The 15684-nt window shown below is 56.1% G+C and carries 12 protein-coding genes and 1 tRNA gene; all 13 read left to right on the top strand.

The window, feature by feature from the left end:
* Positions 1–114 precede the first annotated feature (114 nt).
* Positions 115–190, top strand: a tRNA-Trp gene (locus IEX44_RS20640).
* Positions 191–240: 50 nt separating this feature from the next.
* A complete protein-coding gene (gene secE / locus IEX44_RS20645; protein ID WP_268238913.1) occupies positions 241–615 on the top strand; it encodes a preprotein translocase subunit SecE in 375 nt (124 codons plus the stop codon).
* Positions 616–633: 18 nt separating this feature from the next.
* A complete protein-coding gene (gene nusG / locus IEX44_RS20650; protein ID WP_188698799.1) occupies positions 634–1167 on the top strand; it encodes a transcription termination/antitermination protein NusG in 534 nt (177 codons plus the stop codon).
* An 85-nt stretch (positions 1168–1252) separates the two neighbouring features.
* Positions 1253–1684, top strand: a complete 432-nt coding sequence (gene rplK, locus IEX44_RS20655) for a 50S ribosomal protein L11 (RefSeq protein WP_184100471.1) — start codon at positions 1253–1255, stop codon at positions 1682–1684.
* A gap of 1 nt (position 1685) precedes the next feature.
* Entirely contained in the window at positions 1686–2381 is a 696-nt protein-coding gene (rplA, locus tag IEX44_RS20660) for a 50S ribosomal protein L1 (protein ID WP_188698801.1), read from the top strand.
* 229 nt (positions 2382–2610) lie between these two features.
* Positions 2611–3141, top strand: a complete 531-nt coding sequence (gene rplJ / locus IEX44_RS20665) for a 50S ribosomal protein L10 (RefSeq protein WP_188698804.1) — start codon at positions 2611–2613, stop codon at positions 3139–3141.
* A 42-nt stretch (positions 3142–3183) separates the two neighbouring features.
* Complete coding sequence (rplL, locus tag IEX44_RS20670; RefSeq protein WP_188698807.1) at positions 3184–3558, top strand: 50S ribosomal protein L7/L12; 375 nt, start codon at positions 3184–3186, stop codon at positions 3556–3558.
* 199 nt (positions 3559–3757) lie between these two features.
* Entirely contained in the window at positions 3758–7930 is a 4173-nt protein-coding gene (gene rpoB, locus IEX44_RS20675) for a DNA-directed RNA polymerase subunit beta (RefSeq protein WP_188698810.1), read from the top strand.
* An 88-nt stretch (positions 7931–8018) separates the two neighbouring features.
* Entirely contained in the window at positions 8019–12224 is a 4206-nt protein-coding gene (rpoC, locus tag IEX44_RS20680; RefSeq protein ID WP_188698811.1) for a DNA-directed RNA polymerase subunit beta', read from the top strand.
* A gap of 178 nt (positions 12225–12402) precedes the next feature.
* The gene (rpsL, locus tag IEX44_RS20685; protein WP_184100461.1) at positions 12403–12777 is read left to right on the top strand and encodes a 30S ribosomal protein S12; all 375 of its coding nucleotides are present in this window, start codon (positions 12403–12405) and stop codon (positions 12775–12777) included.
* A 114-nt stretch (positions 12778–12891) separates the two neighbouring features.
* Positions 12892–13362 (top strand): 30S ribosomal protein S7, encoded by a 471-nt coding sequence (gene rpsG, locus IEX44_RS20690; protein WP_184100459.1) that lies wholly within the window; start codon positions 12892–12894, stop codon positions 13360–13362.
* A gap of 24 nt (positions 13363–13386) precedes the next feature.
* Positions 13387–15486, top strand: coding sequence for an elongation factor G (fusA, locus tag IEX44_RS20695; protein WP_188698814.1), 2100 nt, complete (start codon positions 13387–13389; stop codon positions 15484–15486).
* Between the two features lie 72 nt (positions 15487–15558).
* Positions 15559–15684: GTP-binding protein (locus IEX44_RS20700; protein WP_229679220.1), on the top strand; the 126-nt coding region annotated here is incomplete at its 3' end.

Genomic DNA, 15684 nt, shown 5'->3' on the forward strand with positions numbered 1-15684 from the left:
GCCATCCGTGAAGGTGGCCGTACTGTTGGCGCCGGCGTTGTTGCCAAGATCGTTGAGTAACAACAGGCTTCACAATTAAGGGGAAGGTGGTATATAATTCCGCCCTTTCCCTGTAGGCGAGTAGCTCAATTGGTAGAGCACCGGTCTCCAAAACCGGGGGTTGGGGGTTCGAAACCCTCCTCGCCTGCCACGGTTTAGTTTTGGGGCCGTTTCCAGTGGGGAACGGCTCTATTTTATTTTGTGATCCAGATAAGCAGGCTCATGGAAAGCGTCGATAAACTAAAAGTAACGGCTGCTGTCGCATTGGTGGCTATTGGTGTGGCTGGTTTTTACCTTGTGCCTGCCAATCAGGGTGCATTGCGTGTTCTTGCAGTGATTGCCGGTTTGTTGCTGGCGGCTGCAACGGTCTGGTTTTCGCAGCCTGGTCGCGACTTCGTCGACTATGCGCGCGATTCGGTTAAAGAAGCTCAGAAGGTGGTCTGGCCGACTCGTAAAGAGACCTGGCAGGTTACCGGGATTGTGTTCGCGTTTGTAGGCGTGCTTGCGCTCTTTATGTGGGCAGTGGACTCGGGTCTGGCGTGGGTGTTCTACGATCTGATCCTTGGGCGTAAATAACAACCGCGAGGTGTTTGTATGGCAATGCGTTGGTATGTGGTTCACGCCTATTCCGGCTTTGAAAAGAGTGTCCAGAAGGCGCTGAAAGAGCGCATTGAGCGTGCTGGTGTTCAGCACATGTTTGGCCAGATTCTGGTGCCGGTCGAAGAGGTTATGGAAGTTAAAGACGGCCGCAAAGCCCTGACGGAACGCAAGTTCTTTCCGGGCTATGTGCTCGTTGAAATGGATATGACTGATGAAACGTGGCACTTGGTGAAGTCTACGCCGAAGGTCACTGGCTTTGTGGGTGGTTCTGGTAACCGTCCGGCTCCGATTTCGCAGCGCGAAGTTGAGGCGATCCTGCATCAGATGCAGGAAGGTGTTGAAAAGCCCAAGCCCAAGATTCTGTTTGAGGTGGGCGAAGTGTTGCGTGTGACCGATGGTCCGTTCGCGGATTTCAATGCAACCGTTGAAGATATTGATTACGACAAGAGTCGTCTCAAGGTCTCCGTGTTGATTTTTGGTCGCGCCACGCCGGTGGATGTTGATTTTGGGCAGGTTGAAAAGGTCTAAGGCCGGGTCAATCTGCTGTAGGTGCACCGCAAGGTGCTTTCGGGGAGCGGAGTAATCCGCGCTATACCCATTTTGGAGAAATACTGTGGCAAAGAAAATTGTCGGCTACATCAAGCTGCAAGTGCCCGCTGGTAAAGCCAATCCGTCGCCTCCTATCGGCCCGGCTCTTGGTCAGCGCGGTCTGAACATCATGGAATTCTGCAAGGCGTTCAACGCCCAGACTCAAGGCATTGAGCCGGGTCTGCCGATTCCGGTTGTGATTACTGCTTTTGCAGACAAATCCTTCACCTTCGTGATGAAGAGCCCGCCCGCAACCATTCTGCTGAAGAAGGCTGCCGGTATCACCAAGGGTTCGCCGAAGCCGCATACCGATAAGGTTGGCAAGGTGACTCGTGCTCAGCTCGAAGAAATCGTGAAGACCAAGCAGGCTGACCTGACTGCTGCCAATATGGATGCTGCTGTGCGCATTCTGGCTGGTTCCGCCCGTTCCATGGGTCTTGAAGTGGAGGGTGTGTAACATGGCAAAGATTTCCAAGCGCCTCGCCGCTCTCAAAGCTAGCGTTGATCGCAACAAGTTTTACGCCGTTGATGAAGCCATTGCGCTGGTCAAGGGTGCTGCTACCGCCAAGTTCAACGAGTCGATCGATATCGCCGTGAACCTGGGTATTGATGCACGTAAGTCGGACCAGGTTGTTCGTGGTTCCGTCGTGCTGCCGAAGGGTACTGGCAAGTCGGTTCGTGTTGCCGTGTTTACCCAAGGCGCCAATGCTGAAGCCGCCAAGGCTGCCGGTGCAGAAATCGTTGGTTTCGAAGACCTGGCTGAGTCCATCAAGGCTGGCAATATGGACTTCGACGTTGTTATCGCTTCCCCGGACGCGATGCGTATCGTTGGTCAACTGGGTCAGATTCTCGGCCCGCGCGGCCTGATGCCGAACCCGAAAGTCGGTACTGTGACCCCGAACGTTGCCGAGGCTGTGAAGAACGCCAAGGCCGGTCAGGTTCAATACCGTACCGACAAGGCTGGTATCGTTCACGCCACCATCGGTCGTGCGTCGTTCGAAGCTGCTGATCTGCGCGCCAATCTGGATGCGTTGGTCGATGCGCTGCAAAAAGCAAAACCGGCTGCTGCCAAGGGTGTTTACCTGAAGAAGCTGGCCGTATCCAGCACGATGGGTGTCGGCGTTCGCGTTGATACCGCTTCGCTGGTTGCGTAATTAACTTTGGGCCCGGCTGGTTCATTCTGGCCGGGAATGTCAAAGACCGCAGGTGCGACGCAAGTTGCTTAATGAAAGACTGGCTGCAACAGGTCTTTATCCTGCGCAGACGGTGGTCCCAATAAGTCATGGTTTTTCCGCCCTTAGGGGTGGGCTCCTGATGGACTGGTCGCCGTTTGATTGGAGGTGTGCCCAAAGCGCACCTGTTCATAGCAAATGGAGGTAGACCTTGAGTCTCAATCTCGAAGACAAGAAGGCCGTCGTTGCTGAGATCTCGGCAGAAGTTGCCAAGGCTCAGACACTCGTCGTCGCCGAGTATCGCGGGATCGAGGTTGCCAGCATGACTCTCCTGCGCAAGCAGGCTCGTGAGTCCGGCGTATACCTGCGCGTTCTGAAGAACACGCTGGCACGCCGCGCGGTTGAAGGTACACCGTTTGCCGGTCTGGCTGACCATATGGTCGGCCCGCTGGTTTACGGTATTTCCGAAGACCCTGTTGCTGCAGCCAAGGTGTTGAACGACTTCGCCAAGAAAGACGACAAGATCGTCGTCAAGGCCGGTTCTTATGATGGCAAGGTTCTGGATGCAGCGGGCGTTTCCGCCCTGGCATCGATCCCGAGCCGCGAAGAACTGCTGTCGAAGCTGCTGTATGTCATGAAGGCACCGGTTGCTGGCTTTGCCCGCGCCCTGGCCGCTCTGGCAGAGAAGCAAGGTGGTGGCGAAGCCGCACCTGCTGCAGAAGCTCCGGCCGAAGCTGTTTAACCCGATTTCGATTTATACAAAGAATTTCAGGAGTATTACCAAATGGCACTGTCCAAAGAAGATATCCTCGAAGCCGTTGCTGGCTTGACCGTGATGGAACTGAACGACCTGGTTAAGGCGTTCGAAGAAAAGTTCGGCGTTTCCGCCGCTGCTGTTGCTGTTGCTGGCCCGGCTGGCGCTGGCGCTGCTGCTGCTGCTGAAGAAAAGACCGAGTTCGACGTTATCCTGACCGGCGCTGGCGCCAACAAGGTTTCGGTGATTAAGGTTGTTCGTGAAGTGACCGGCCTGGGTCTGAAGGAAGCTAAAGACCTGGTTGACGGCGCTCCGAAGGCAGTCAAGGAAGCCGTTTCCAAGGCTGACGCTGAAGCTATTCAGAAGAAGCTGGTTGAAGCCGGCGCTACTGCTGACGTGAAGTAAGCGTCCAGTTGATGTAAGAAAGGCAGGCGGAGGAATCCGTCTGCCCTTTTGCGTTTGTTGCATTCGCGTTGTTAGCTGTTGATAACTACCTGAGAAGGTAGTGTGACGCAGTGGATAAACCCCAGACCGTTTTTCCGCAGTCCCGGACTGCGATTTGCGGTTTGTCTTCTGCGCCTTACTCCATGGAGAGCTTGTGAGTATGAATTACTCGTTCACTGAGAAGAAACGCATTCGTAAGAGCTTTGCAAAGCGCGCGAACGTTCTTGATGTGCCGTTTTTGCTGGCTACCCAGATCAACTCGTATAACGAGTTTCTGCAGCTGGGTTCTGCGATTGCCGACCGTACCGTTGTCGGCCTTCAGGCGGCGTTTACCTCCATCTTCCCGATTGTGTCTCACAACGAGAATGCGCGCCTTGAGTTCGTCCATTATGTGCTGGGCGAACCGCCGTTTGACGTGATTGAGTGTCAGCAACGTGGTATCACGTTCGCTGCGCCTTTGCGCGCGCGCGTCCGCCTTGTGATCATGGATCGTGAAGCGGCCAAGCCGACCGTGAAGGAAGTCAAGGAACAAGACGTTTACTTCGGCGAAATTCCGCTGATGACCCGTAACGGCTCGTTCGTTATCAACGGTACCGAGCGCGTCATTGTGTCGCAGCTCCACCGCTCTCCGGGTGTGTTCTTCGAACACGACAAGGGCAAGACCCATAGTTCGGGCAAGCTCTTGTTCTCGGCGCGGATCATTCCTTACCGTGGTTCCTGGCTGGACTTTGAGTTCGATCCGAAGGATCTCTTGTTCTTCCGGATTGACCGTCGTCGCAAGATGCCGGTCTCTATCCTGCTCAAGGCACTGGGTTACAGCCCGGAACAAATGCTGGAAGCCTTCTATGACACCGACACCTTCCAGATGGGTAAGGATGGTCTGTTCATGGAGCTGGTGCCGGAACGCCTGAAGGGCGAAGTGGCCAAGTTCGACATCGTTGCAGATGACGGCAAAGTGCTGGTCCAGAAAGACAAGCGCATTACCGCCAAGAGCATTCGTGACATTCAGACCGCTGGTCTGAAGCGTCTGCCTGTGCCTGTCGACTTCCTGATCGGTCGCGTGGCCGCCCACAATGTGGTGCATCCGGAAACCGGCGAAATCATCCTGCGTGGTAACGAAGAGATCACTGAAGAAACCGTGATCAAGTTCGACCAGGCTGGTGTGGCCGAAGTGCGTGTGTTGTATATCAACGACCTGGATCAAGGTGCGTACATCTCCGCCAGCCTGCGTAACGATGACGTGGCTGACCAGTACGCTGCCAAGGTTGCCATCTATCGCATGATGCGCCCAGGCGAGCCGCCCACTGAAGATGCTGTCGAAGCGCTGTTCAAGGGTCTGTTCTTCACTGAAGATCGCTACGATCTGTCGGCCGTGGGTCGCATGAAGTTCAACCGTCGCGCCTATCCGGATCGTCTGGAAGAGAAGTCCCCGGGTTGGCAACGTCGCTTTTACGAGCGCGTTGGCCCGCAAGGTCTGGAAGGCACCGGCACGCTGTCCGTGGACGACATCATTGCCGTGATCGGCATCCTGATCGAGCTGCGCAACGGTCGTGGCGAGGTCGATGACATCGATCACTTGGGTAACCGTCGCGTGCGTTCGGTGGGTGAGCTGGCTGAAAACCAGTTCCGCGCTGGTCTGGTGCGTGTTGAGCGCGCTGTGAAGGAGCGTTTGTCGCAAGCTGAATCCGACAACCTGATGCCGCACGACCTGATCAACGCCAAGCCTGTTTCGGCTGCAATCAAAGAATTCTTTGGTTCGTCGCAGTTGTCGCAGTTTATGGACCAGACCAACCCGCTGTCGGAAATCACGCACAAGCGTCGTGTTTCCGCATTGGGCCCGGGCGGTCTGACGCGCGAGCGTGCTGGCTTTGAAGTTCGTGACGTGCACCCGACCCACTATGGTCGTGTTTGCCCGATTGAAACGCCGGAAGGCCCGAACATCGGTCTGATCAACTCGCTGTCTTGCTACGCCCGCACCAACGATTACGGCTTCCTGGAAACACCGTATCGCAAGGTGATTGATAGCAAAGCGACCGACCAGATTGAATACCTGTCTGCAATTGAAGAAGGCAAATACGTCATCGCTCAGGCTAACGCGGAGCTGGATGCCGAAGGCCGTCTGATTGACGATATGGTGACCTGCCGTGAGCATGGTGAAACCATCATCGCCACGCCTGATCGCGTGCAATACATGGACGTGGCCCCGAGCCAGATCGTGTCGGTTGCTGCTTCGCTGATTCCGTTCCTGGAACATGACGATGCGAACCGCGCGTTGATGGGTTCGAACATGCAACGTCAGGCTGTACCTTGTCTGCGTGCTGAAAAGCCGATGGTAGGTACCGGTATTGAACGTACCTGCGCCGTTGACTCGGGCACGGCTGTTGCCGCGCTGCGCGGCGGTGTAGTTGATTACGTCGATGCCAACCGTATCGTTATTCGTGTGAATGATGACGAAACCCCGGCGGGCGAAACCGGTGTCGATATTTACAACCTGACCAAGTTCACTCGTTCTAACCAGAACACGAACATCAACCAGCGTCCGGTGGTAGAACGTGGCGATCGTATCGCCCGTGGCGACGTGATTGCTGATGGTGCTTCGACTGACCTGGGTGAAATGGCGCTGGGTCAGAACATGACCATCGCGTTCATGCCATGGAATGGCTACAACTTCGAAGATTCGATTTTGATCTCCGAAAAGGTTGTGGCGGACGACCGCTATACTTCGATTCACATCGAAGAATTGTCGGTGATGGCACGTGATACCAAGCTGGGCCCTGAAGAAATCACCCGCGATATCTCCAATCTGTCCGAGCGTATGCTGGGCCGTCTGGATGAGTCCGGCGTGGTGTACATCGGTGCTGAAGTTGAAGCCGGTGACGTGCTGGTCGGTAAGGTGACACCTAAGGGTGAAACCCAACTGACGCCGGAAGAAAAGCTGCTGCGCGCGATCTTCGGCGAGAAAGCCTCCGACGTGAAGGACACCTCGCTGCGCGTGCCGTCTGGCATGACTGGTACCGTGATCGACGTGCAGGTGTTCACCCGTGAAGGCGTGGAGCGTGACAAGCGCGCCCAGTCCATCATTGATGAACAACTGCGTCGTTACCGCACTGACTTGAACGACCAACTGCGTATCGTTGAGAACGACTTGTTCGAACGTATCGAGCGCATGATTGTCGGTAAGGTAGTGAACGGCGGTCCGAAGAAACTGGCCAAGGGTGCCGAGATCACCAAGGAATACCTGGCTGATCTGACCCCGCGTCAAGACTGGTTCGACATTCGTCTGGCCGACGAAGAAGCTGCCCGTCAGCTCGAGTCCATGAAGGATCTCGTGGCCCAGATGAAGGCCGACTTTGACCTGCGCTTTGAAGACAAGAAGCGCAAGCTCACCCAGGGCGATGAACTGCCGCCAGGCGTGATCAAGATGGTCAAGGTATACGTGGCCGTGAAGCGTCGCCTGCAGCCGGGTGACAAGATGGCCGGTCGTCACGGTAACAAGGGTGTGGTTTCCAAGATTCTGCCGGTTGAAGATCTGCCGTACATGGCCGATGGTAGCCCGGTCGACATCGTGCTGAACCCGCTGGGCGTGCCGTCCCGGATGAACATTGGCCAGATTCTGGAAGTTCACCTCGGTTGGGCTGCGAAGGGTATTGGTCAGCGCATCGATGCCATGTTGCGTGAGCAACGTCAGGTCGCCGAGGTGCGTGACTACCTGGACAAGATCTACAACACGACCGGCAAGCAAGAAGACATTGCTAACCTGTCTGATGCTGAAGTGTTGCGTCTGGCTGGTGGTCTGCGTCGCGGCATGGTGTTTGCGAGCCCGGTGTTTGACGGTGCCAAGGAAGCTGAAATCCACAAGATGCTGGATCTGGCTTACCCGGATCAGGATGCCCGTACCGGTTTGCTGAACTTCAATGCGACCAAGACCCAGATGCAACTGTTCGATGGCCGCACTGGCGAGCCGTTTGAGCGCAAGGTGTCTGTGGGCGTGATGCATTACCTGAAGCTGCACCACCTGGTTGACGACAAGATGCACGCTCGTTCGACCGGTCCGTACTCGCTGGTGACGCAACAGCCGCTGGGTGGTAAAGCCCAGTTCGGTGGCCAGCGTTTCGGTGAAATGGAAGTGTGGGCGCTGGAAGCATACGGCGCGGCATACACCCTGCAGGAAATGCTGACCGTGAAGTCCGATGACGTGAATGGCCGTACCAAGGTCTACGAAAATATCGTCAAGGGCGACCATCGTATCGACGCCGGTATGCCGGAATCCTTCAACGTGCTGGTGAAGGAAATCCGCTCGCTGGGTATCGATATCGATCTGGAAACGAACTGAACCATGTGAGGTGTGAGGGGTGCCCGCCGCGTTATGCGAGCAGGTACCTCACACCTGACTTCCTCACCCTCACAGGAGAAAGACAGAGATGAAAGGCTTACTCGAACTCTTCAAGCAAGTCACCCAGGATGAAGAATTTGACGCGATCAAGATTGGTCTGGCGTCGCCGGAGAAAATCCGTTCCTGGTCGTATGGCGAAGTGAAGAAGCCGGAAACCATCAACTACCGTACGTTCAAGCCGGAACGCGATGGTCTGTTTTGCGCCCGTATTTTCGGGCCGATCAAGGACTACGAATGCTTGTGCGGCAAGTACAAGCGTCTGAAGCATCGTGGCGTAATTTGCGAAAAGTGCGGCGTTGAAGTCACGCTGTCCAAGGTTCGCCGTGAACGCATGGGCCACATTGAGTTGGCCAGCCCTGTTGCGCACATCTGGTTCTTGAAGAGCCTGCCGTCGCGTCTGGGTATGGTGCTGGATATCGCCCTGCGTGACATCGAACGCGTGCTGTATTTTGAAGCGTTCATCGTGACTGAGCCGGGCATGACCCCGCTGCAGCGCGGTCAACTGCTGACCGAAGAAGATTACTTCGACAAAGTTGAAGAGTACGGTGACGAATTCGTTGCGCTGATGGGTGCCGAAGGTATTCGTGAACTCTTGCGCAATCTGGATGCAGAGAACGAAATCTCGACGCTGCGCGCCGAACTCGAATCCACCAGCTCCGAAACCAAGATCAAGAAGATTGCCAAGCGCCTGAAGGTGCTGGAAGCCTTCCACAAGTCAGGTATCAAGCCGGACTGGATGATTCTGGAAGTGCTGCCGGTACTGCCGCCGGAACTGCGTCCGCTGGTGCCGCTGGATGGTGGCCGTTTCGCAACGTCCGATCTGAACGATCTGTATCGTCGCGTTATCAACCGGAACAACCGTCTGAAGCGCCTGCTGGAACTGCGCGCACCTGACATCATCGTGCGCAACGAAAAGCGCATGCTGCAAGAGTCGGTTGACTCGCTGCTGGATAACGGTCGTCGCGGCAAGGCCATGACGGGCGCCAACAAGCGTCCGCTGAAGTCTCTGGCGGACATGATCAAGGGTAAGGGCGGTCGCTTCCGTCAGAACTTGCTGGGTAAGCGCGTTGATTACTCCGGTCGTTCTGTTATTACCGTGGGCCCATACCTGCGTCTGCATCAGTGCGGCTTGCCGAAACTGATGGCGCTGGAACTGTTCAAGCCTTTCATCTTCCATCGCCTTGAGGTGATGGGTCTGGCGACCACCATCAAGGCCGCCAAGAAGATGGTTGAATCGCAAGAAGCGGTGGTGTGGGACATCCTGGAAGATGTCATCCGCGAACATCCGATTCTGCTGAACCGCGCACCGACGCTGCACCGTCTGGGTATCCAGGCATTTGAGCCGGTGTTGATCGAAGGCAAGGCAATCCAGCTGCATCCGCTGGTTTGTGCGGCATTTAACGCCGACTTCGACGGTGACCAGATGGCTGTTCACGTCCCGCTGTCGCTGGAAGCGCAGATGGAAGCCCGCACGTTGATGCTGGCCTCCAACAACGTGCTGTCGCCAGCCAACGGCGAGCCGATCATTGTGCCGTCCCAGGATATCGTGCTGGGTCTGTACTACATGACGCGCGAAGCTGTTAACGGCAAGGGCGAAGGCATGTCCTTCATCGATGTGAAGGAAGCCCAGCGCGCTTACGAAAACAAGTTCGTCACCCTGCAGACCCGTATTTCCGTGCGTCTGAAAGAATGGTTCAAGGACGAAAACGGCGAATGGCAACACAAGATGGTGCGTCGTGAGACCACCGTCGGCCGTGCCATCCTGTCGGAAATCCTGCCTAAGGGTCTGGACTTCAGCTACATCAACAAGTCGCTGAAGAAGAAAGAAATTGGCCGTCTGATCAACGCATCGTTCCGTCGTTGCGGTTTGAAAGACACCGTCGTATTTGCTGATCAGTTGATGTACACCGGTTTTGCATATTCGACCCGCGGTGGCGTGTCCATTTGCGTGGACGACATGCTGATCCCGGCCAAGAAAATCGAACTGCTGGCTGCCGCCAATGCCGAAGTCAAGGAAATCGAGCAGCAGTACAGCTCTGGTCTCGTGACGCAAGGCGAGCGCTACAACAAGGTTGTTGATATCTGGGGTCGCGCCGGTGACCAGATCGCCAAGGCGATGATGGATCAACTGGGTAAGGAAAAGGTTGTTAACGCCGAAGGCAAGGAAGTTGATCAAGAATCGTTCAACTCCTTGTACATGATGGCCGACTCCGGTGCCCGGGGTTCTGCAGCGCAGATTCGTCAGCTGGCTGGTATGCGGGGCCTGATGGCCAAGCCGGATGGCTCGATTATCGAGACGCCGATTACCACCAACTTCCGCGAAGGCCTGACCGTTCTGCAGTACTTCAACTCGACGCACGGTGCCCGTAAGGGTCTGGCCGATACCGCGTTGAAGACCGCGAACTCCGGTTACCTGACCCGTCGTCTGGTTGACGTAACGCAAGATCTGGTTGTGACCGAAGATGATTGCGGCACCAAGAACGGCGTGACCATGAAGGCGGTTGTGCAGGGCGGTGACGTGATCGAAGCGCTGCGTGATCGGATTCTGGGTCGCGTGGTTGCAACTGACGTGGTTGATCCGTCGACTCAGGAAACCGCCATTGAGGCCGGTAGCCTGCTGGGCGAAGACCAGGTGGACTTGATCGACGCCCTGGGTGTTGATGAGGTGAAGGTTCGTACCCCGCTGACTTGCGAAACCCGCTACGGTCTGTGCGCTGCATGTTACGGCCGCGACCTGGGTCGTGGTTACCGTGTGAACTCCGGTGAAGCTGTCGGCGTGATCGCCGCTCAGTCCATCGGTGAGCCGGGTACCCAGCTGACCATGCGTACGTTCCACATCGGTGGTGCGGCGTCTCGTGCTGCAGCTGCAAGCCAGGTCGAAACCAAGTCCAACGGCAAGATCGCTTACAGCGCGAACATGCGTTATGTGACCAACACCAAGGGTGAACAACTGGTGATGGCCCGTTCGGCTGAAGTGCTGGTGCTGGATGACTCCGGCCGCGAGCGTGAGCGTCACAAGGTGCCATACGGCGCGACGTTGCTGGTCAAGGATGGCGAAGCCGTCAAGGCCGGTACTGTGCTGGGCACGTGGGATCCGCACACCCGTCCGGTCATTACCGAGTACGCAGGTCAGGTTCGTTTCGACAACGTCGAAGAAGGCACGACCGTCGTCAAGCAAGTGGACGACGTAACGGGTCTGTCGACGCTGGTCGTGATCGATCCGAAGCGCAAGGCTGGCTCGACCAAGGGTGTGCGCCCGATGGTGCGCCTGATGGACGAGCAAGGCCATGATGTGAAGCTGGCGGGTACCGATACACCGGTGACCATCACCTTCCAGGTCGGCTCGATCATTACCGTGAAGGATGGCCAGGTTGTGGGTGTGGGTGAGGTGATCGCCCGTATCCCGCAAGAAACCGTGAAGACCCGCGACATTACCGGTGGTCTGCCGCGTGTTGCTGAACTGTTCGAAGCGCGTTCGCCGAAGGACGCAGGTATGCTGGCCGAAGTGACCGGTACCGTTTCGTTCGGTAAGGACACCAAGGGCAAGCAGCGCCTGATCATCACTGATCTGGAAGGCCTGGCGCACGAGTACCTGATCCCGAAGGACAAGCATGTGATGGTCCACGACGGTCAGGTTGTGAACCGCGGTGAAACCATCGTTGACGGCTCGATCGATCCGCACGATATCCTGCGTTTGCAAGGTATCGAAGCGTTGGCGCGTTACATCGTGCAGGAAGTGCAGGAAGTTTACCGACTGCAGGGTGTGAAGATTAACGACAAGCACATCGAAGTGATCGTACGTCAGATGCTGCGTCGTGTTGTGGTTTCGGCCGCTGGTGATACCGGCCTGATCCTGGGTGAACAGATCGAGCGCGCTGAAGTGCTGACGATCAACGACCAGATGATCAAGGACGGCAAGCAGCCTGCTACATACGACAACATCCTTCTGGGTATCACGAAGGCTTCGCTGTCGACTGACTCGTTCATCTCGGCTGCATCGTTCCAGGAAACCACACGTGTCCTGACCGAAGCCGCCATCATGGGCAAGATCGATGATCTGCGCGGTCTGAAGGAAAACGTGATCGTGGGTCGTTTGATTCCGGCTGGTACCGGTCTGGCTTACCATCGTTCGCGCAAGCGTCCGACGGCTACCCAGGCTTCTTCGGAACCCTCGGCAGAACTGGCCGCAGCAGAAGCCGCATTTGCGACTGCAGGCTCGAACGAAACGCTGTAACCGTTCATCGTCAAGTAAAGACTTGACGACAAAGACTTGATTTTCTTAAAATCTTGGTCTTTCCTGGCGACGCTCTGGCTATCCGGAGCGTCGCTAGCTTCATTTGGTGGTCTGGTTTTGGGCCGGATCGCCAGAAAAAGGCCCCGTTAGGGGATGTAAACTCAAGGACGTTTTAACAATGCCAACAATCAATCAGCTGGTCCGCAAGGGCCGCGAGAAGGAAGTGATCAAGAGCAAGGTTCCCGCTCTTGAATCCTGCCCTCAAAAGCGTGGTGTGTGCACTCGCGTGTATACCACTACTCCGAAAAAGCCGAACTCCGCGCTGCGTAAAGTTTGCAAGGTTCGTCTCACCAACGGTTTCGAAGTCATTTCGTACATCGGCGGTGAAGGCCACAACCTGCAAGAGCACAGTGTTGTTCTGATCCGTGGTGGTCGTGTAAAGGATTTGCCAGGTGTGCGTTACCACACCGTGCGCGGTTCCCTGGATACTGCTGGCGTGAAAGATCGTAAGCAGTCGCGCTCCAAGTACGGTGCCAAGCGCCCGAAGGCGTAAGGTTTGTGTGGTCGGCGGCGCACAGTATAAAAGCCGTCGAGTAAGTGGCTGCCCCGATGGGTGGCTGTGGGGATTGGGTTCCCCGACTGAATGTCACATTAAGGAAGTAATATCATGCCTAGACGTAGAGAAGTTCCGAAACGCGAAGTGTTGCCGGATCCCAAGTTCGGTTCGCAGGAACTGACCAAGTTCATGAACGTTGTAATGATCGACGGTAAGAAGTCGGTTGCTGAAGGCATCATTTACGGTGCGCTCGAGCAGATCGAGAAGAAAACCGGCAAGAACGCCATTGAGGTGTTCACTACCGCCATCAATAATGCAAAACCGATCGTCGAGGTGAAGAGCCGTCGCGTCGGTGGCGCAAACTACCAGGTGCCTGTCGAAGTCCGTCCTAGCCGTCGTCTGGCATTGGCGATGCGTTGGGTTCGTGACGCGGCACGCAAGCGTGGTGAGAAGTCCATGGATCTGCGTCTGGCTGGCGAGTTGCTCGATGCGGCCGAAGGTCGTGGCGGCGCGATGAAGAAGCGTGATGAAGTGCACCGCATGGCCGAAGCCAACAAGGCCTTCGCCCACTACCGCTTCTAATGCAAAAAGCTTAAGGAAAACATCGTGGCTCGTAATACCCCCATTGAGCGCTACCGTAACATCGGTATTTCCGCTCACATTGATGCAGGCAAGACCACCACGACCGAACGTATCCTGTTCTACACCGGTGTTAACCACAAGATCGGTGAAGTGCATGATGGCGCAGCCACCATGGACTGGATGGAACAAGAGCAAGAACGCGGTATTACCATTACCTCGGCTGCTACCACGACCTTCTGGAAGGGTATGGGTATGCAGTTCCAGGAACACCGCTTCAACATCATCGACACCCCGGGGCACGTTGACTTCACGATTGAAGTTGAGCGTTCCATGCGTGTTCTGGATGGTGCTTGCATGGTGTACTGCGCGGTCGGTGGCGTTCAGCCCCAGTCCGAAACTGTTTGGCGTCAGGCCAACAAGTACAAGGTGCCGCGTCTGGCGTTCGTGAACAAGATGGACCGTCAAGGTGCCAACTTCTTCCGTGTCGTCGAGCAAATGAAGACTCGCCTGAAGGCAACGCCGGTTCCGGTCGTCATTCCTATCGGTGCTGAAGATAACTTCGTTGGCGTGATCGACCTCGTGAAGATGCAGGCCATCTTCTGGGACGACGCTTCGCAAGGCATGAAGTTCGAGTACAAGGATATCCCGGCAGACCTGCAGGCAACTGCTCAGGAATGGCGTGAGAAGATGGTTGAATCGGCCGCTGAAGCGTCCGAAGAACTGATGAACAAGTACCTGGAAGAAGGCGACCTCACTGAGGAAGAAATCGTCCAGGCTATTCGTCAGCGTACCATCGCTTGCGAAATCCAGCCGATGCTGTGCGGTACCGCGTTCAAAAACAAGGGTGTGCAGCGTATGCTGGACGCCGTGATTGAATTCCTGCCGTCGCCGATCGACATCCCGCCGGTAGGTGGTACTGATGATCGTGAACAGCCGACCTCGCGTGAAGCTTCTGATGAAGCACCGTTCTCCGCGCTGGCATTCAAGCTGATGAACGATCCGTACGTCGGTCAGCTGACCTTCTTCCGCGTCTACTCTGGCGTGGTGAAGTCTGGCGATACCGTGCTGAACTCGGTCAAGGACAAGAAAGAGCGTATCGGCCGTATCGTGCAGATGCACGCTAACGACCGTAAGGAAATCGACGAAGTGCGCGCGGGCGATATCGCCGCGGGTATCGGCCTGAAGGAAGTCACCACTGGTGAAACCCTGTGTGCCATCGATGCGCCGATCATTCTTGAGCGTATGGAATTCCCGGAGCCGGTGATTCACGTTGCCGTCGAACCGAAGACCAAGGCTGACCAGGAAAAGATGGGCGTTGCCCTGAACCGCCTGGCCAAGGAAGATCCGTCGTTCCGCGTCCGTACCGATGAAGAATCGGGCCAGACCATTATTTCCGGTATGGGTGAACTGCACCTGGAAATTCTTGTTGACCGGATGAAGCGCGAATTCGGCGTTGAAGCCAACGTGGGTGCCCCGCAAGTGGCCTACCGCGAAACCGTGACGCAAACCGTCAAGGATGTTCAAGGTAAGCACGCCAAGCAATCCGGTGGTAAGGGTCAGTTCGGTGATTGTACGATCACTCTGGAGCCGTCCGGCGAAGGCAAGGGCTACCAGTTCATCGACGAAATCAAGGGTGGTGTGATCCCCCGCGAATTCATCCCGTCGGTGGATAAGGGTATCCAGAACACGCTGAAGGCCGGTATTCTGGCTGGCTTCCCGGTGGTTGACGTGACTGTGCGTCTGACCTTCGGTTCGTACCACGATGTTGACTCCTCGCAGATCGCGTTTGAACTGGCTGGTTCGCTCGCGTTCAAGGAAGCCATGCGCCGTGCAAGCCCGGTTATCCTCGAGCCGATGATGGCCGTGGAAATCGAGACGCCGGAAGAGTACATGGGCGACATCATGGGCGATCTGTCCTCCCGTCGCGGTATCATCCAGGGTATGGATGACAACCCGGCTGGCGGCAAGATGGTCAAGGTTGAAGTTCCGCTGTCCGAAATGTTTGGCTACTCGACTACTCTGCGTTCGATGTCGCAAGGTCGTGCAACGTACTCCATGGAGTTCAAGCACTACTCTCAAGCGCCGAAGCACGTGGCCGACGCCATCATGGCGAACAAGAAGTAATTATTGTTGATGGCCTGGCGCACGGCGCCGGGCTGTTACTGAAGAATCCAGAGAATTTAAGGAAGCTAAAAAATGGCAAAGGAAAAGTTCACGCGTACGAAGCCGCACGTTAACGTCGGTACTATCGGCCACGTTGACCACGGCAAGACCACGCTGACCGCAGCGATCACCACCATTCTGTCCAAGAAGTTCGGTGGC

Source organism: Silvimonas amylolytica, from assembly GCF_014645555.1.
In the GTDB taxonomy this organism is placed as follows: domain Bacteria; phylum Pseudomonadota; class Gammaproteobacteria; order Burkholderiales; family Chitinibacteraceae; genus Silvimonas; species Silvimonas amylolytica.

Bases quoted from the DNA above. Each gene is read 5' to 3' on its own strand.
- rplL (WP_188698807.1), top strand. From the start codon at position 3,184: ATGGCACTGTCCAAAGAAGATATCCTCGAAGCCGTTGCTGGCTTGACC.
- rpoB (WP_188698810.1), top strand. From the start codon at position 3,758: ATGAATTACTCGTTCACTGAGAAGAAACGCATTCGTAAGAGCTTTGCA.
- rpsG (WP_184100459.1), top strand. From the start codon at position 12,892: ATGCCTAGACGTAGAGAAGTTCCGAAACGCGAAGTGTTGCCGGATCCC.
- nusG (WP_188698799.1), top strand. From the start codon at position 634: ATGGCAATGCGTTGGTATGTGGTTCACGCCTATTCCGGCTTTGAAAAG.
- rplA (WP_188698801.1), top strand. From the start codon at position 1,686: ATGGCAAAGATTTCCAAGCGCCTCGCCGCTCTCAAAGCTAGCGTTGAT.
- rpsL (WP_184100461.1), top strand. From the start codon at position 12,403: ATGCCAACAATCAATCAGCTGGTCCGCAAGGGCCGCGAGAAGGAAGTG.
- rpoC (WP_188698811.1), top strand. From the start codon at position 8,019: ATGAAAGGCTTACTCGAACTCTTCAAGCAAGTCACCCAGGATGAAGAA.